A 17,223-nucleotide genomic window follows, 5' to 3' on the forward strand; every position below is an offset into this window, starting at 1 on the left:
CGCAGGGGAACGCCCTCCACACATACTGATGGCCGATGAATGCCTTCACCCGGGCCGCTGACGCACTGGCCGTGACGCCGTTACTCAACTGCCTGATCAGAGAGGCAGCCGATCCTGCCGACGCCCCCGACGCCGGAGCCTCCGTCGCGCCGGCCGGGCCCGCCGCCTTCCCGCGCGCGGCGCCGGACGAGGCGCGGGGGGCCGTGAACGGTGTGCCGGCGGCGGCCCCCCAGGGCGCCGCGCCGGTGCCCGCGGCTCCCGCGACGGCCGCCCGCCCGGTCGCGGCGCTCACCGCGTCACCGCGCGCGCCCTCGATACCCGCGGGTTCCTCGCCCGACGGACAGCCGCTCCGCGCCGGCCGTTCCGTTCCGCTCCCCTCCCCTTCCCCCTCTTACGCGGTCCACCGGCTCCGTGTCACCGGCCGTCTGCTGCGTGTGTCCGCTGGTCACCGCCCTTCCGCGCCCGAGCTGTGGACGGGACGTGTGTGGCGGTCTCTGTCGCACGCCGGCCTGGTGTCCCTCGCGGCTCAGGAGATGCGCGCTGTCACCGGACGGCCGAACCACGCGCTGCCTGCCGAGATGGCCGCCAGCAGAGCCGCGGTGGAGGCGGTGCTCGCGGCCCGGGCCCGCGCCGCGCCACCCCGGGACCCGTGGCTGCGGTCCGAGCAGGCGCTGGTCATGGGGCATCCCTTCCATCCGGCGCCGAAGGCGCGGAGCGGGGGCGGGCCGCCCGCCACCTGGTTGCGGTACGCGCCCGAGGCGTACGCCCGTTTCCCGCTCGTCCTGCTCGGCGTCCGGGAGGACGCGGTGGTGGAGGACGGCGACACACGCGCGCTGGACGCCCTCGGCGAGGCACCGGCCGGCTACCGCCTCCTCCCCGCCCACCCCTGGCAACTCGAACTCGCCGCCGGCGGACCGGAGATGCGCGCGGCGTTCGCCGACGGGCGGCTGATCCGTCTCGGCCGTACGGCCCGGCAGGCCCGGCCCACCGCGTCGGTGCGCACGGTATACGTACCGGGCGGGGCCGGTGGCGCAACCGTGCTCCCGCCGGCCGCCGGGGACCTGTTCCTGAAGTTCAGCCTGGACGTCCAGATCACGAACGACGTGCGCCGTATGCGCCGGCACGAACTCCACCACGTCCGCCGCACCGATCCCCTGGTCACCGCCGCCTTCGCGGCGATGGGCGGGCCGGCGGCCTGGCTCAGCGAGCGCTGCTACCGCACGGTGGACGGCCTCTTCGAGACCTGCGCCGTCCTCGTCCGGGACGGGCTGTCCCGGCACCTCCTGCCCGGGACGACCGCCGTGCTGGCCGCGGCGCTCGCCGAGGGCTTCGACGGCAACCCCCTCGACCGCGTCACGGATCCGCTGCGCTGGTGGACGGCGTACGTGCGGTGTGTCGTGCCGCCCGTGCTGGAGGCGTTCGCGCGGTACGGCGTGGTGGTCGAGTGCCACCTCCAGAACACGCTGGTCGCCGTGGACACGCGGGGCACACCGGTCCAGGCCGTCTTCCGGGACGCGGAAGGGGCCAAGGCGCTCGACGAGATGCCGCGCGCGCCGGCCTGGCGGCGGCTCGCCTACTGCCTCGTCGTCAACAACCTCAGTGAGATCGCCGGGGCTCTCGCGCACCGCTTCCCGTGGTCCGGTACGGAGTTGTGGGCCGTGGCCCGAGCCGAGTTCGAGCGCTGTGACGCACTGCCCGCGCCTGCCGCCCTCCCCGAACTCGGCGCCCTGCTCGCCTCACCGACCCTTCCCGGCAAGGCCAACCTGCTCTCCCGCTGGATCGGTGCGGACGGCACCGACCCTCGCTATCTCCCCGTCCCCAATCCGCTCGCCTCCCCCTCCGGTACCGCACCGGACCCGGCACGCGCCGCCTCGGGCAGCCGTCCCCACCCGTCGCCCCCGTGACTCCAACCGGGCGCAGGTGCAAGGGAATCGCACCTGATGGGGTGCGGTATGACGGTTGTAGCCGCAATCGAATTCACGTGCCATGGTGGGCCTCATGGCTCGTTCCCACGCCCACGCGCACGGCCACGACCATCCGCCTCACGGCCATGACCATTCGCCTCACGGCCACCCCCTTCACGACCGCCCGCCCCACGAGCGCCGCTCCTTCGGCGACCGCGTCCGCCGAGCGCGGCACCGTCTGGCCCACGTCCTGGCCCCCCACCACCACGACGCCGCGGAGAAGGTCGACCCGGCCATGGAGACGTCCCGTGAAGGGATGCGCACCCTGTGGTGGTCGCTGGCGGTCCTGGGCGTGACGTCGCTGGTCCAGGCGGTGGTCGCGGCGGCGTCCGGGTCCGTGGCGCTGCTCGGGGACGCGATCCACAACGGCGCGGACGCGCTGACCGCCGTCCCGCTGGGCATCGCCTTCGTGCTCGGGCGGCGGGCGGCGAACCGGCGTTACACCTACGGCTACGGCCGCGCGGAGGACCTGGCCGGCGTCGCCATCGTCCTCACCGTCGCCGCCTCGTCGGCGCTCGCCGCCTACGAGGCGTTCTCCCGCCTGCTGCATCCCCGCCCCCTCGACCACCCGTGGGCCGTGACGGCGGCGGCCCTGGTGGGGTTCGTCGGCAACGAGGGGGTGGCCCGGTACCGGGTCCGCACCGGACGGCGGATCGGCTCGGCGGCGCTGGTGGCCGACGGGCTGCACGCCCGGACCGACGGCTTCACCTCCCTCGCCGTCCTGTTCGGGGCCGGCGGCACCGCCCTCGGGTGGCCCGCGGCGGACCCGGTGGTCGGACTGCTCATCACCGTCGCGATCCTGCTCGTCCTGCGGGACGCCGCCCGCGAAGTGTTCCGGCGGCTGATGGACTCCGTCGACCCGGCACTGGTGGACCGGGCAACGCGTGCGCTCCGTGAGGTCGAGGGGGTCCGTGAGGTGGGTCAGGTCCGGCTGCGGTGGGTCGGGCACACGCTGCGGGCCGAGGTGGACATCGTCGTGGACGCCGGACTGAGCGTGGTGCGGGCCCACGAGCGGGCGGTCGCGGCCGAACACGCGCTCCTCCACGCCGTGCCCCGGCTGGTCGCCGCGACCGTCCACATCGACCACACCCCGTGTGCCGAGGCGGGGGCCGGCGCCGACCCGCACGCCGTCCTCGCCCACCACCTCACGGCGTAGGCCCCGTCGCCCCCCCTTTTTTTACCTCCGTGTGACCCCTGTCCCGCTCCTCCGGGAGCCTCGGAAGCCCGCGAAAACGCCGGTGCGGCGGGCCGCCCGCCCCTGCGATGATGCGCTGTCATGACGACGGACGACACGCACCACGACGCTCACGACACCCCCGTGGAGATACGTCGCGCGGTCGGCGCGGACGCGGCGGCGGCCGCGGAGGTCTGGATCGGCTCGTACGGCGCGGCGCTGCCCTCGGTGCGCCGGGCGCATGACGACGACGAGGTCAGGGCCTGGTTCCGGGACCTGGTGGTGCCGCACCGGGAGACCTGGGTGGCGGTGGCCGGTGGGACGGTCGTCGGCGTGATGGTCCTCAAGGGCGACGAACTCGACCAGCTCTACCTCGCCCCGCCCTGGCAGCGGCGCGGTCTCGGCGGCCGGCTCGTCGCGCTGGCCAAGGAACGCCGGCCGGACGGCCTGTCGCTGTGGACCTTCGAGATCAACGCCCCGGCCAGGGCCTTCTACGAACGCCACGGTTTCGTCGCCGTCGAGCGCACCGACGGCGCGGGGAACGAGGAGCGGGAGCCGGACGTCCGCTACGTGTGGCGGCCCGAGAGCGGCTGAGCCGCGGGTCGGGGGCGGACGGCCAGGGGGTCGGGCAAGGGTCGGGCAGAGGGGCAAGGGACCGGGCAGGGGTGGCGGGGCGCCCCCGGAGTGCCGTTGGCGCTTGTGGATGCCGGTACGCCTTGGGGGGCCCGTGGCGCGCTCGTGGCGCACCTCCGCACAACCCCCTCCCTCATGAGGGGAAGACCTGTACGAGGGGAAGGTTGGTCACCAGAGCTTCACCTTCCGTAATCGACCGGCACCGGAGGACGGCCATGTCCCTGCCCCCTGTCTCCTACCTGCACGCCAACCCCGGCCCGAACCGGAGCCCGAGCACGAGCACGGGCCCGGGCGGCGGTCTCGTGGCCCTGCGGGGCGGGATCGCGTCCGCGCCCGCCCGGGGGGCCGCCCGTGCCCGGCAGGGACCGGTACGCCGGGCGAGCCCGCGCCCGGCGGCCGGCGCCGGGGCGGTGGCCCTCCCCGGGAGGGCTTCCCGGGGCTCGGCGACAGTGATCCCTTTCCGCCTGCCGGGAACGGGCGGCGGCGCGCTTCCCCGGTGACCCCGGTGGCCGCGGCCGCCGCGGCCGCCGCGGCCACCGGGGCGACCGCGGGGGCCGTGGCGCGAAGGCGCGCCCGGCCCCGCCGCCCGCGTGCAACCGGTGCGACGCGGTGTGACGATGGTGATCGGGGGTGTTTTCCGGATGTGTTCATGCTGAACGGCTGGAAGAGGGTGTTCCGATGACCGGCATGAAGAGCTGGAACGTACAGATCAGCATCAAGGAGAACGCCGAGACGGTGAACGCGGAGGCCCGGTTGAGCGGAGCCGCCGCCGGGACGATGGTCGGCGAGGGCGTGGCGCGCCGCAATCCCGCCGACGAGAACGTGCCGGAGATCGGCGACGAGCTCGCCGTGGCCCGTGCCATGTCCTCGCTGTCCCACCAGTTGGTGAACACGGCCGCCACGGATATCGAGCGCCACACGCACAAGCCGGTCCGGGGGCTCACGGTCTGACCGCCGGTGGTCCGCGATCCCGGACCTCACACCGGCGGCCCCACCACCTTCCCGAAATGTTCCGAGGGCGCCCCCGCCGGCTCAGGCAGCCGGTTCCCGGTGGCGTCCTCTCCTACGGCCCTGCTTCCCGCGGTCGCACTTCCGGCGTCCCCGCTTCCCGCGCCCCCGCTTCCCGCGAACGAGAGCGAGCCCGCGCTCCCTCCCGCCCCCGCCCCGCCGAGCCCATCGCGCGCTCGTCCGCGCGCCCCCGGTACGCCTCCGGCGCGCTTCCACTGTGGGTCACCTACATGGGTGAACACCTCTGGTGTGTTCGGCAGAGACCTGTTTGATTTACACGGGTAAGTCCACAAATTGAGTGAATCATCCGGGTATAGGTGTGGCGTGCTTGCCCCTGCGGAATCGGTCTGTAGATATCGGCGCGCCACCAAGGCCGTGCCCTTGGGTATGGGGAGTGCTTCGCATGACCACTGAGGAATCCGAACGGACGTGTCCCTTCCGTCACGATGAAGCGCTGGAACCTGACCCGTTCATGGAGCGGATGCGCACCGAGGCCCCGGTCGCCAAGGTCCGCATGCCGTACGGCGAGGGCGAGTGCTGGCTGGTGACGCGGTACGAGGACGTTCGTACGGTCACCCAGGACCGACGCTTCAGCCGGGCCGCGCTGATCGGGAAGGACTTTCCGCGCATCACTCCGGCACCGATCGCCCAGTCGGAGGCGATCAACCTCATGGACCCGCCGGCGCTGAGCCGGCTCCGCCGCCTGGTGACCACCGGGTTCAGCAACAAGCAGGTGGAGGAGCTGCGGCCCAAGACGCAGCAGCTCGTCGACAAGCTGCTGGACGCCATGGAGGACGAGGGGTCGCCCGCGGACGTGGCCCACCACCTGGCGGGGAAGCTCCCGCTGATGACCATCTGCGAGCTGCTGGCGGTCCCCATGGAGGACCGGCCGCAGTTGCGTGCCTGGGCCATGGCCATGATGTCCATGAAGCCCGCGGACAAGGAGGCGGCGGCCGAGGCCAAGGCCGGGCTCCGCCGGTACTTCGCCGGGCTGACCTCCGAGCGGCGCCGCAATCCCGGCAGCGACCTGCTGAGCTCCCTCGCCACGGCGCGGGTCGGCGACGAGATGCTGGACGAGAAGGAGCTCGCCGTCATGGGCATGCTCCTGCTCGTCACCGGGCACGACACCAGCACCTACGAGATCTGCAACATCATCTACACGCTGCTGACCCACCCGAAGCACCTGGCCCGGTTGCGTGAGCGGCCCGAGATCATGCCGCGAGCCCTGGAGGAGCTGCTGCGGTACATCCCGTTCCGCCAAGGCGTCGGCATTCCCCGGGTGGCCCTGGAGGACGTCACGTTCAACGGCGTGACGATCCCGGCCGGCGACGTCGTCCACGTCTCGTACCTGTGCGCCAACCGCGACGAATCGGTCTACGAACGCGCGGACGAGCTCGACTTCGACCGGGACGACCCGGCACCGCACATGACCTTCGGTCACGGCTCGCACCACTGCCTCGGGGCGCATCTGGCCCGGATGGAGCTCCAGATCGCCATCGGCACGCTCATCGCCCGTTTCCCCGAACTGCGCTTGGCCGTACCGGCGGAGGAGGTGCAGTGGAACACCGTGTCGATCTGGCGCTACCCGCTCACCCTGCCGGTCGCCTGGTGAGGAGGCCGACCATGGCGACTCTCTGCAGACCGGCCATCGCCGTTCCCGAGCACGTCATCACCAGGGAAGAGACCCTGGAACTGGCGCGCACCCTGCACGCGGACCACCCGCAGTTGGAGCTGGCGCTGCGCCTCATCGGCAACACCGGGGTCCAGACCCGGCACCTGGTGCAGCCGATCGAGGCCACCCTCAAGCATCCGGGCTTCACCGCCCGGAACAACCTCTACGAGGCGGAGGCCAAGGCGCGGGTGCCCGATGTGGTGAACCGGGCGCTGGAGCACGCGGAACTGACCGTCCAGGACATCGACATGATCGTGTACGTGTCCTGTACCGGCTTCATGATGCCCTCGATGACCGCGTGGCTCATCAACACCATGGGGTTCCGGAGCGAGACCCGCCAACTGCCCATCGCCCAACTGGGATGCGCGGCGGGAGGGGCGGCCGTCAACCGCGCCCATGACTTCTGCAGCGCCTACCCCGGGGCCAATGTGCTCATCGTGGCGTGTGAGTTCTGCTCCCTGCTCTACCAGCCCACCGACCTGGGGGTCGGCAACCTGCTCTCCAACGGTCTGTTCGGCGACGCCATCGCCTGCGCCGTGGTCCGCGGGGACGGCGGTACGGGAGTGAAGCTCGAACGCAACGGCTCGCACCTGGTGCCGGACACCGAGGAGTGGATCTCCTACGGGGTGAAGGACACCGGGTTCCACTTCATCCTGGACAAACGGGTGCCCGGCACGATGGCGATGCTGGCCCCCGCGATGCGGGAGATGGCCGAGCCGTACGAGTGGGACGTCTCGCGACTGGACTTCTACATCGTGCACGCGGGCGGCCCCCGCATCCTCGATGACCTCGGCAAGTACCTGCGGCTGGAGCAGTCGATGTTCCGCTACAGCCGGCAGACGCTGGTCGAGCGGGGCAACATCGCCAGCGCGGTCGTCTTCGACGCGCTGGAGCGGCTGTTCCAGGACGGCGGCGCCGAGCACGCGGCGCGCGGGGTGATCGCCGGCTTCGGGCCCGGCATCACCGCCGAGATCGCCCTGGGCACCTGGTCGGGCGCGGTCACCGGCAACGGTCACCGCGCCCGGAAGACGTCCGCCGACCGGAACTCTTCCGTGACACTGCCGGCCTGAGCGGACGCGGGAGCGCGGGCCACCTTCCCACCGGTGGCCCGCGCTCCTCGTCGCGCGCTTACAGGTCGAACTCGGAGGGCGCGATGCCCAGCGCGAAGCACGCCTCCCGCACGACGGCCTGCTCCTCCTTGTCGAAGTCGCCGTCCGCGCCGCCGATCACGATGCCGATCTGGATGACGGCACGCGCCTCGGTGGGCTTCTTCTGGACCTTGCCGATGGTCTGGAGGAGGCTCACCTTGCCGAAGTCGAAGTCGACGGCCAGCTTCTGGCAGTAGTCGGTGAACCTGGCGTGCAGGTCGTCCGCCGGGAAGTTCTGCAGCACCTCGTTGGTGGCGATCAGTGAGGCAACACGCTGCCGCTCCGACGCGTCCACCGTCCCGTCGGCCGCGGCCACCAGCGCGCACATCGCCATGCTGGCGTCGCGGAAGGCGCCGCTCTTGAGATCGTTCTTCTTCGCGACGAGCTGGCCCTGCATCGTCGTGGCCGATTCCTTGAGCCGGTCCCAGAGCGCCATGTGCGTGTATCTCCTTGTGAAAACGGGGGTTGCACTGGCAGAACTGTCCGGAACGCGCGGAAGTTCCCCCTGGGGCGTCACCCGCTCGCGGATTCCCGCGGACCGCCCCGACCCCCCCGTCAGCCGACGGACCTCACCGCCCTCGGACCGTCCCCGTCCCCGCCCGCCCCCCGTCCGTCACCCGGCCGCCAGCGGGTCCAGCACCATCGGCTTGACCTTGCCCTCCATCATGGCGCCCAGGCCCATCACCGAGCAGTGGTCAGGGTTGGCCGCGATGTGCACGGTCATCCCCGTCGCGTCCTCGATCATCGTGTCGAGCCCCGGCATCAGCGCGCTGCCGCCGGCGAGCATCACACCGCGCGTCCCCAAGTCGGCCACCAGGTCCGGCGGGCACTCCCGCAGCACGCGCCCTATGGCGTCCAGGACGACGGTGAGCGGGGTGCGTACGGCCTGGCGCACATGCGCCGTGCTCACCAGGACGGTGCGGGAGAGGCCCGTCGCCACGTCGCGGCCGCGGACCTCGGTCTCCGTTCCGCCGCCCATCCGGTCCGCGCGGAGGGCCATGTGCAGCGGGTAGAGGCCCTGCGTGGGCAGCATCAACTCGTGCTCGCTGCGCAGGTGCTGGACGATCGCGTAGTCGATGGCGTCCCCGCCGACCTGTACCTTCTCGGCCGCCACGATGGAGCCCAGGGAGAGCACGGCCACCTGGGTCGAGGCCGCCCCGCAGACGATGATCATCGTGGCCTCGGGCAGCTCGACCGGCAGTCCGCAGCCGACGGCCGCCGCGACGAGCGTGTCCACCAGCTCCACCCGGCGGGCGCCGAGCCCGGTCAGCGTCTCCACCGCCGCGCGCTGGGCGATCGGCTCGGCGTCGTGCGGCAGGCAGACCGCGGCCCGCAGCAGCGGCTTGCGCCGCCAGGCGCGGCGGACCTTGTCGCTGATCAGGTGGCGCAGCATGCGCTGGGCCATGTCGATGTCGACGACCGTGCCCCCGGAGACCGGGCGGACGACGCGGATGTGGGCCGGCGTCCGGCCGGCCATGCCCTCGGCGAGGGCGCCGACGGCGATGAGCGAGCCCGTCCTGGTGTTGACCGCGGCGATGCTGGGCTCGTCGACGATCAGGCCGGTGTTGCGGGCGTAGACGCGCGTGCGGGACGCGCCGAGGTCGAAGGCGATGGTGCAGCGGCTCAGCGTGGCGAGGCTGAGGGTCATCACGGGTTCATCTCCCCGGCGGCGGTGCGGTGGCGCGGGACCGCCGAACGGCGGCCCCTGCGGCCATCGTGCGGTGCGGCACGGCGCGCCGCCCGCCGGAGTGCGCCACTCGGAGGAGTGGCCTCGTCGGCGGGCGGGCGCACCGGGGCACACGGAGGTGCACACCCCCGTCGCCCACCTCCGCGGCCCCGGTGCGAAGAAGTCTGCCAGGGGGGTCTGACAACGCTTCTGGCCTGCGGGTTCGCCGTCGTCGCGCAGCCGTTGTCCCGACGCGCGCCCGGTCCCCGTCCGGCCTACGCTCGGAGCATGAGCGCATCGAAGAGGGAAACGGGACCGGGCGGAGGGAACGGGCCGGCGGGGTGGCGGGTCGCCGCGGACGTCGAGGGCCGTCCCGCCGGCCGCGACTGCGGTCACCTGGCCCAGGTCCGCCCGGTGACGCCGAACACCCCGGAGGGCTGCGAGGAGTGCCTGCGCATCGGGAGCACCTGGGTGCATCTCCGGGAGTGCCTGGTCTGCGGCCACGTGGGCTGCTGTGACAGTTCGCCGCACCGGCACGCGAGCGCGCACGCGCACGGGACGCCGGGTCACGACCTCGCCCGCTCCATCGAGCCGGGTGAGGACTGGGCCTGGTGTTACGCGGACGAGCTGCTGCTCCTGCCGTCGTAGGTGACGGCCTTCAGGAGGGCGCGCCGGCACAGACAGCGGACGACCGCCAGGTCACGGAGCAGGGAGCGGTCCCGCGAGGTGGCACCCTCAGCACTGTTGAAAACCATTTTCACATCGTACCCATGATCCCCGCGCCGCTCACCCTGGTGCGTACCGGACATATGGCTGAGAGGCGCCATTGCGGGTGGAAGGCTCCGCCTCCGACAATCGGGCACCAAAGCGGACGCGCGGGCGGGCGTCCCGGGGACGGGGGCGGGGGCGGGCATGGACACCGAGGTGAGCGTCGTCGGTCTGGGGGCGATGGGCGCTGCGCTGGCCGGCGCGTTCCTCGCCGCGGGGCACTCGACGACGGTCTGGAACCGTACGCGCGGCAAGGCGCTGCCGCTCGTCGAGCGGGGAGCGGCGGAGGCCGTCTCGCCCGGTGCGGCCGTCAACGCGAGTCCGCTCGTCGTCGTCTGCCTGTCGACGTACGACGTCGTGCGCGAGGTGCTGTCGCCGTGCGCCGCCGGGCTCACCGGCCGGACGCTGGTCAACCTCACCTCCGGCTCGCCGGTGCACGCCCGGGAGGCCGCCGGCCGGGCCCGGGAACGGGGTGTCCGCTACCTCGACGGCGCGATCCTCGCGACGCCGTCCGGTGTGGGCCGGCCGGACGCCCTCCAGCTCTACGGCGGCTCGCGGACCGCCTTCGACGCATACCGCGGCACCCTGGCCGCCCTCGGCGACCCCGTGCACCTGGGGGACGACACGGCCCTGCCCGCCGTCCACGACGTCGCGCTGCTCGGCCAGTTGTGGTCCACGCTGACCGGCTGGCTGCACGGGGTCGCGCTCGTCGGCGCGGACGGGCCGGGCGGCGGGGTGTCCGCGACGGCGTACACGGCGGTCGCGCGCCGCTGGATGGCGACCGTCGGCCGGCTGATGGACGAATGTGCCCGGCGGGTCGACGCGGGGGAGTACCAGGACGGGGAGTTCCCCCTGGACCTGCACCTGATGCTGATGGGGCTGCTGGCGCACGCCGGTGAGCTGCGAGGGGTGGAATCCGGCCTTCCGGAGGCGTTCCTCGGGCTGGCCGGGCGGGCGGTGGCGGACGGGCACGGGGGCGACGGTTATGCGCGCCTGATCGACTACGTCCGGCGCGACGCCGGGCGTCGGTGACGTCCGTCCGGCCCGGAGAGCGTGATCCCGGGGCGGGAGGGGCGGGAAGCGCCGGGAAAAGAGCGGCCCGGGGACGAAGCGCCGGAAAAGGCGGGCGGGCGGACGCGGTGCACTCGGCGTGGTTCCGCGGGCTATGCGGAGGATTCGCGTCAATGACGGACGCGACAGCGGCAATTGTCCCGGGCAAGCGGAAATGCGAGGGGGAAATCGGCCCCGCGACGTAGTGGCGGCACCACCCTCAGTGCACGTGCATCTGCTCGTGCCGGGGAATGTGAACCGCGGCTATGATCCGAAGAAGTTGCCATCCCCGTAGACGAATGGGGATGCCCCCTGCGGCGATCCGGGAGACTCCAGTGCCACACGTCTACAACGGCATGGTTGCATCGGGCATCGACGGGGCCGTCTGGCGGAAGAGCCGGCACTCCAACTCCCAGGGCTCCTGCGTGGAGTTCGCGAAGTTGCCGGGTGGCGGGGTCGCCGTTCGCAACTCCCGCCACCCGGATGGCCCCGCTCTCATCTACACCCCCGCGGAGATCGAGGCCATGCTCTTGGGCGTCAAGGACGGTGAATTCGACTACCTGGTGGGCGAGTGACCGCGCGATGCGGTTATTCGCACCGCAGCCGGAACAGCGCCCAGACGACCTTGCCGTGCAGCGCGCCCGCCAGCGGGTGCCAGCCCCAGGCGTCACTGAACGAATCCACCAGCAGCAGTCCGCGCCCGTGCTCGTCGCCAGGGGCCGCCTCCCCCGTGAGCGGCCCCTCCTCACTCGGATCGCGTACCGCGCATACCAGTCGCGTGGTCCACCGCATCAGATGCAGGCGTACGGGAGGCTCATACCCTCCGTCCATGCGGCCGGTCGGTACGGCGTAGCGCAGGGAATTGGTCACCAGTTCGGAGACCACCAGTGCCACGCTGTCGAAAAGGTGCTGAACCCCCCAATGGGACAGGGTGGTTCCGGTAAAGCGCCGGGCCGTGCGCACGGCCTCGAAACGCGGTGGAAGAGCGCAGGAAGCGGAGTTCGACACCGCGGATGAGTCGAACCGGGGCAGCCCCCGCCAGACGGGGGAGAGCACAGTCGATCCTTCGGTACCCATCCGAGGCACTCCTGCAATCGTGGACGTGACGTGCACGTGTGCGGGGTCCATCGTTTCCGATGCGCAGTGCGGATGCAAGGGCAGATGCACGTGCACGTGAAGGATTTGGGGGCGCACAAGAGGATTGGTGAGCAATTATTCCTACGCTCCCCGCGGCGGCGCGTCCGTCGATGGCCGGTATCCGTAACCGGGTGTGCACACAACGGAGCCCCGGGGTGGCAGACTTCGGCGCCGGGGGCAGCGGGGGTCACCCTCGGAAGGGTGAGCGACACGGCGGACGGGCAGGCCGGACCAGACCGGAAGGAAGGGTCGACGAGATGACCACGAGCGAGTCGAGCGGTTCCGTGGTACGCCGCATACTCCTCGGCTCCCAGCTCAGGAAGTTGCGGGAGTCCCGGGGCATCACCCGCGAGGCGGCCGGGTACTCGATCCGCGCGTCCGAGTCGAAGATCAGCCGCATGGAGCTCGGGCGGGTGAGCTTCAAGAGGCGGGACGTGGAGGACCTGCTCACCCTCTACGGCATCACGCGGGAGAGCGAACGGGAGGCGCTGCTCGGTCTGGCCAGGGAGGCCAACGTCACCGGCTGGTGGCACAGCTACGGCGACGTGCTGCCCAGTTGGTTCCAGACCTACGTCGGTCTGGAGGGAGCCGCCTCGCACATCGGGATCTACGAGGTGCAGTTCGTGCACGGCCTGCTCCAGACCGAGGGCTACGCGCACGCCGTGGTGGTCCGGGGCCAGCCCAAGGCCGACGCCGCCGAGGTGGAACGCCGGGTGTCGCTGCGGATGGAGCGGCAGAAGCTGCTGTTCTCCGAGCGGGCGCCGCACTTCCACGCCGTACTCGACGAGGCCGCGCTGCACCGCCCGTACGGCGACGCGGAGGTGATGCGCGGACAGCTCCAGCACCTCATCGACCTCTCCGAACAGCCGAATGTGACCCTCCAGGTGATGCCCTTCCGGCACGGTGGTCACGCCGGTGAGAGCGGGGCGTTCACCGTGCTCCGCTTCCCGGAGTCGGACCTGCCGGACGTGGTGTACCTGGAGCACCTCACGGGCGCGCTCTACCTGGACAAGCCGGACGAGGTCGACCAGTACGAGCGCGTGATGGGCCGGCTGCGGGCGGACAGTCTCTCCCCGTCGGGAACGCGCGACCTCATGCGCCGTCTGCTCCAACTCGCCTAGCGCATCAGTACGATGGCGCGCAATCAGCACGTCTGGACCAGTCCGGCCGGCGGCCGGGCTCCGGCAGACAGGGATGACGCATGTCGTACTCCTCCGCGTTCAGGGATCTCGCGTGCCAGTACATCGACGGCCGGTGGCGGCCCGGTACCGGCTCGTGGGACATCGTCGACTTCAACCCGTACGACGGGGAGAAGCTCGCCTCCATCACGGTGGCCGGCGTGGACGAGGTCGACGAGGCCTACCGGGCGGCCGAGCGCGCCCAGGCGGCGTGGGGGGACACCAACCCGTACACCCGCCGGCTGGTCTTCGAACGCGCGCTGCGGATCATCGACGACCACGAGGACGAGCTCAGCGCGGTGATCATGTCGGAGTGCGGCGGGACGGCGCTCAAGGCCGCCTTCGAACTCCACCTGGCGCGCGAGTTCCTCCGGGACGCCGTCCAGATCGCCCTGCGCCCCGAGGGCCGCATCCTGCCCTCGCCGGACGACACCCGCGAGAACCGGCTCTACCGGGTGCCGGTCGGCGTGGTCGGCGTGATCAGCCCGTTCAACTTCCCGTTCCTGCTGTCGCTGAAGTCCGTCGCGCCCGCGCTGGCGCTGGGGAACGCGGTGGTGCTCAAGCCGCACCAGAACACGCCCGTCAGCGGCGGCGGACTGCTCGCCAAGGTGCTGGAGGACGCGGGGCTGCCGCCCGGCGTGCTCAACGTCCTGGTGACCGACATCGCGGAGATCGGCGACGCGCTCATCGAACACCCGGTGCCCAAGGTGCTGTCGTTCACCGGCTCCGACAAGGTCGGCCGGCATGTGGCGACGGTCGCCGCCTCCCACTTCAAGCGGGTGGTGCTCGAACTGGGCGGCAACAGCGCGCTGGTGGTCCTCGACGACGCCGACGTGGACTACGCGGTGGACGCGGCGGTCTTCAGCCGGTTCATCCACCAGGGGCAGGTCTGCATGGCCGCGAACCGGGTGCTCGTGGACCGTTCCCTGGCGGAGGAGTTCACCGAGAAGTTCGTGGCGAGAGTGAAGTCCCTCAAGGTCGGCGACCCGGCCGACCCCGCCACCCACATCGGCCCCCTGATCAACTCCGGTCAGGCCGAAGCCATCACGTCCCTTGTGGAACAGACCGTCGCGGGTGGCGCGACCGCACTCGTCCGGGGCCGCACGGTGGGCACCCTCGTGGAACCGAGCGTCCTCACCGACCTGCCCGAGGACTCCGCCGTCCTCCGCCAGGAGATCTTCGGGCCGGTCGCGCTGATCATCCCGTTCTCCGGCGAGGAGGAGGCCCTGCGGATCGCCAACGCCACGCCGTACGGGCTGAGCGGCGCCGTCCACACAGGGGACGTCGAGCGTGGCGTCCGCTTCGCCAAGCGGGTGGACACCGGGATGATGCACGTCAACGACGGCACCGTGCACGACGAGGCGATCGTGCCGTTCGGCGGCGAGAAGCACTCGGGCCTCGGACGGCTCAACGGTGACGCCATGGTGGACGCCTTCACGACCACGAAGTGGATCTCGGTGCAGCACGGGCGCAGCACGTTCCCGTTCTGACCGCCGGTCCCGTCCCGTCGCGATGCGGCCGGGGTCCCGTCCCCCAGTAGGTCACATATTGACCTACTGGGGTCCTACTGTCGGCCTGTCAGCAGGGAGTAACGGGAGCGACGGAAGGAACGACGGAATCATGCCTACTCATGTGGTGGAAAAGGACGTCAGTGACGAGCGCGGCACCCTGCTCGCTTTCCTGGACGCCCAGCGCGGCGGCATCCGCCGGGCGCTCCTCGGCCTGACGGCCGAGCAGGCGCTGTCCCGGCCGAGCGCCAGCGAGATGTCCCTGGCGGGCCTGCTCAAGCACGTCGACCAGGCGGAGCGCAACTGGCTGCAACTCGCGGGCGGTGACGTTCCCGACATCAGCTTCGACGAGGCGATGAAGCGTTTCGAGGGGGGCTGGCGCCCGGAGGAGCGCGAGACCGTTCCCGCGCTCCTCGCCCGCTGGGAGGAGACGGCCGCCGAGGTGGAGCGTTTCGTCCGCGCCGTGCCCTCGCTGGAAGACACGTTCGCCCTCCCGGACGCCCCCTGGTTCCCCAAGGGCGCCCGGGTGTCGATGCGGTGGCTGGTGCTGCACCTGATCGAGGAGATCGCCCGGCACGCCGGGCACGCCGACATCATTCGGGAGTCGATCGACGGCAGGACCGCGTTCGAGCTGGTCGACGAGGAGCGGAAGCAGGCGGGCTGACGGCCGGCCGCGGCTCCCCCGGGGTACGCCGCCCGTCCCGGAACGTCGGGCCGGGCGGCGGAGGGGAAAGGGGGGCGGGGGGGAAAGGGGGCGGCCCCCTCAGTGGTGGAACGCCGTGGCCACCCCCTGCGGCCTCCCGAGTGGAGCCGGCTGCCGCCGCAGCTCCGGCAGCAACGCCGTCAGGTCGTCCACGAACAGATCGGCCAGATCCATCGAGAAGCCGTTCCGGCACACGATCCGCAGGACCGACAGGTCTTCCCGGTGCGGCGGGAAGGTGTAGGCGGGCACCAGCCACCCCTTCTCCCGCATTCGTCGCGACACGTCGAAGACGTCGAAGTTCGACACGTCCTCGGCCGTCGTGAAGGCGAACACCGGCAGCTCGTCCCCGCGCGTCAGCAGCCGGAAGTCGCCGAGCTCGCCGATGCGTTCGGCGAGCGAGCGGGCCACCCGGCGGGCGTTGCGCTGCACCGCGCGGTAGCCGTCCCGTCCCAGCCGCAGGAACGTGTAGTACTGCGCGGCCACCTGGGCGCCCGGCCGGGAGAAGTTGAGCGCGAAGGTGGGCATGTCCCCGCCGAGGTAGTTCACCCGGAACACCAGCTCCTCCGGCAGCGCCTCGGCGTCACGCCACAGCGCCCAGCCCACGCCCGGGTACACCAGCCCGTACTTGTGCCCCGACGTGTTGACCGACGCGACGCGCGGCAGCCGGAAGTCCCAGACCAGGTCCTCGTCGAGGAACGGCGCGATCATCGCGCCGGACGCGCCGTCCACGTGCACCGGGACGTCCAGCCCGGTCCGCTCCCGCAGCGCGTCCAGGGCCGCGCAGACCTCCGCCACCGGCTCGTACGAGCCGTCGAAGGTGGACCCCAGGACGGTGACGACACCGATGGTGTTCTCGTCGCAGAGCGCCGCCGCGGCCTCCGGGTCGAGGTGGAAGCGCTCCCCCTCCATCGGCACCTGCCGCGCCTCCACCTCCCAGTAGGCGCAGAACTTCTCCCAGCAGACCTGGACGTTCGCCCCCATCACCAGGTTCGGCCGGGCCTCCGCCGACGGGTAGCGGTCCGCGTTCCGCAGCGCCCAGCGCCGTTTGAACGCCAGCCCGGCGAGCATGCACGCCTCGCTCGACCCGGTCGTGGAGCAGCCGACGGCGGCCGTCGGGTCCGGCGCGTGCCAGAGGTCGGCGAGCATCGCCACGCACCGCCGCTCCAGCTCGGTGGTCCGCGGGTACTCGTCCTTGTCGATCATGTTCTTGTCCCGGCACTCGCTCATCACCACCCCGGCCTGCGGTTCCATCCAGGTGGTGACGAAGGTGGCCAGGTTGAGCCGGGCGTTGCCGTCCAGCATCAGCTCGTCGTGGACGAGCTGGTAGGCGGCGTGCGGCGGCATGGGACCGTCGGGCAGTCGGTGGCGCGGCGGCTCCAGCGCCATGTCCGCGACGGGGTCGGCCTCGCCGTAGAAGGGGTTGAGGGAGTGGCCGCGACGTGGCGCGCGCTCGTTTCCGCCCTGGTGGAGTGCCATGCCGGAGACGTACCACTCACCGGCCCGCGCCACGCTCGGACGGCGGGGAGACCGGCGCGGAAGGGCGCGCGCCCGGCGCGCCGCGCCCTCGGCTTGCACGTCACGCCACGTGATCCCCCACCGTGGAGCCCGGAAGGA

Annotated in this window: 17 protein-coding genes; 12 read left to right on the top strand and 5 right to left on the bottom strand. The window is 71.9% G+C overall.

The genetic code is table 11. The annotated features are described in order from the left end of the window. The first annotated feature begins 35 nt into the window (after positions 1 to 35). From ACZ6X9_RS25300 to ACZ6X9_RS25325, 6 genes are all read left to right on the top strand, one after another. Positions 36 to 1,904 carry an IucA/IucC family protein gene (locus ACZ6X9_RS25300; RefSeq protein ID WP_469780282.1) on the top strand — a complete coding sequence of 623 codons (1,869 nt, stop codon included), beginning with the start codon at positions 36 to 38 and terminating at the stop codon, positions 1,902 to 1,904. Between the two features lie 94 nt (positions 1,905 to 1,998). Further along, the gene (locus ACZ6X9_RS25305) at positions 1,999 to 3,120 is read left to right on the top strand and encodes a cation diffusion facilitator family transporter (protein ID WP_469780283.1); all 1,122 of its coding nucleotides are present in this window, start codon (positions 1,999 to 2,001) and stop codon (positions 3,118 to 3,120) included. A 120-nt stretch (positions 3,121 to 3,240) separates the two neighbouring features. After that, entirely contained in the window at positions 3,241 to 3,732 is a 492-nt protein-coding gene (locus tag ACZ6X9_RS25310) for a GNAT family N-acetyltransferase (protein WP_469780284.1), read from the top strand. Between the two features lie 717 nt (positions 3,733 to 4,449). Then, positions 4,450 to 4,722 carry a DUF1876 domain-containing protein gene (locus ACZ6X9_RS25315; protein ID WP_469780285.1) on the top strand — a complete coding sequence of 91 codons (273 nt, stop codon included), beginning with the start codon at positions 4,450 to 4,452 and terminating at the stop codon, positions 4,720 to 4,722. Positions 4,723 to 5,182: 460 nt separating this feature from the next. Further along, positions 5,183 to 6,391 (top strand): cytochrome P450, encoded by a 1,209-nt coding sequence (locus ACZ6X9_RS25320; protein ID WP_469780286.1) that lies wholly within the window; start codon positions 5,183 to 5,185, stop codon positions 6,389 to 6,391. 11 nt (positions 6,392 to 6,402) lie between these two features. Next, positions 6,403 to 7,521 (top strand): type III polyketide synthase, encoded by a 1,119-nt coding sequence (locus tag ACZ6X9_RS25325; RefSeq protein WP_469780287.1) that lies wholly within the window; start codon positions 6,403 to 6,405, stop codon positions 7,519 to 7,521. Positions 7,522 to 7,579: 58 nt separating this feature from the next. On the opposite strand, the gene ACZ6X9_RS25330 is transcribed toward ACZ6X9_RS25325, so the two are convergent. Further along, a complete protein-coding gene (locus ACZ6X9_RS25330) occupies positions 7,580 to 8,035 on the bottom strand; it encodes a tellurite resistance TerB family protein (protein WP_469780288.1) in 456 nt (151 codons plus the stop codon). 177 nt (positions 8,036 to 8,212) lie between these two features. Then, a complete protein-coding gene (locus ACZ6X9_RS25335) occupies positions 8,213 to 9,247 on the bottom strand; it encodes a rod shape-determining protein (protein WP_469780368.1) in 1,035 nt (344 codons plus the stop codon). Between the two features lie 306 nt (positions 9,248 to 9,553). Here ACZ6X9_RS25335 and ACZ6X9_RS25340 point away from each other — a divergent pair, with 306 nt between their 5' ends. After that, complete coding sequence (locus ACZ6X9_RS25340; RefSeq protein WP_469780289.1) at positions 9,554 to 9,913, top strand: UBP-type zinc finger domain-containing protein; 360 nt, start codon at positions 9,554 to 9,556, stop codon at positions 9,911 to 9,913. On the opposite strand, the gene ACZ6X9_RS25345 is transcribed toward ACZ6X9_RS25340, so the two are convergent. Continuing rightward, the gene (locus ACZ6X9_RS25345; RefSeq protein ID WP_469780290.1) at positions 9,880 to 10,020 is read right to left on the bottom strand and encodes a hypothetical protein; all 141 of its coding nucleotides are present in this window, start codon (positions 10,018 to 10,020) and stop codon (positions 9,880 to 9,882) included. The two genes, ACZ6X9_RS25340 and ACZ6X9_RS25345, sit on opposite strands and share 34 nt — an antisense overlap. Positions 10,021 to 10,177: 157 nt before the next feature. Between ACZ6X9_RS25345 and ACZ6X9_RS25350 the strand changes: the two genes are divergently transcribed. After that, on the top strand, positions 10,178 to 11,065 hold the full coding sequence (locus ACZ6X9_RS25350) for an NAD(P)-dependent oxidoreductase (protein WP_469780291.1): 888 nt from the start codon (positions 10,178 to 10,180) through the stop codon (positions 11,063 to 11,065). A 353-nt stretch (positions 11,066 to 11,418) separates the two neighbouring features. Next, the gene (locus ACZ6X9_RS25355; protein WP_436778620.1) at positions 11,419 to 11,658 is read left to right on the top strand and encodes a DUF397 domain-containing protein; all 240 of its coding nucleotides are present in this window, start codon (positions 11,419 to 11,421) and stop codon (positions 11,656 to 11,658) included. Positions 11,659 to 11,671: 13 nt separating this feature from the next. On the opposite strand, the gene ACZ6X9_RS25360 is transcribed toward ACZ6X9_RS25355, so the two are convergent. Beyond that, positions 11,672 to 12,160, bottom strand: coding sequence for an ATP-binding protein (locus tag ACZ6X9_RS25360; RefSeq protein WP_469780292.1), 489 nt, complete (start codon positions 12,158 to 12,160; stop codon positions 11,672 to 11,674). Between the two features lie 317 nt (positions 12,161 to 12,477). On the opposite strand from ACZ6X9_RS25360, the gene ACZ6X9_RS25365 reads away from it, so the two are divergent. The 3 genes from ACZ6X9_RS25365 (at position 12,478) to ACZ6X9_RS25375 (ending at position 15,570) form a co-directional block, all read left to right on the top strand. Further along, positions 12,478 to 13,341 carry a helix-turn-helix domain-containing protein gene (locus tag ACZ6X9_RS25365; protein WP_469780293.1) on the top strand — a complete coding sequence of 288 codons (864 nt, stop codon included), beginning with the start codon at positions 12,478 to 12,480 and terminating at the stop codon, positions 13,339 to 13,341. Between the two features lie 80 nt (positions 13,342 to 13,421). Continuing rightward, positions 13,422 to 14,888 carry an aldehyde dehydrogenase family protein gene (locus ACZ6X9_RS25370; protein ID WP_469780294.1) on the top strand — a complete coding sequence of 489 codons (1,467 nt, stop codon included), beginning with the start codon at positions 13,422 to 13,424 and terminating at the stop codon, positions 14,886 to 14,888. A 130-nt stretch (positions 14,889 to 15,018) separates the two neighbouring features. Beyond that, positions 15,019 to 15,570 carry a DinB family protein gene (locus ACZ6X9_RS25375; RefSeq protein ID WP_469780295.1) on the top strand — a complete coding sequence of 184 codons (552 nt, stop codon included), beginning with the start codon at positions 15,019 to 15,021 and terminating at the stop codon, positions 15,568 to 15,570. 99 nt (positions 15,571 to 15,669) lie between these two features. Here the strand turns inward: ACZ6X9_RS25375 and ACZ6X9_RS25380 are convergent, their stop codons facing one another. Next, positions 15,670 to 17,085, bottom strand: coding sequence for a glutamate decarboxylase (locus ACZ6X9_RS25380; RefSeq protein ID WP_469780296.1), 1,416 nt, complete (start codon positions 17,083 to 17,085; stop codon positions 15,670 to 15,672). Between the last annotated feature and the right edge of the window lie 138 nt (positions 17,086 to 17,223).

This window comes from Streptomyces sp. NPDC052910, assembly GCF_055585605.1.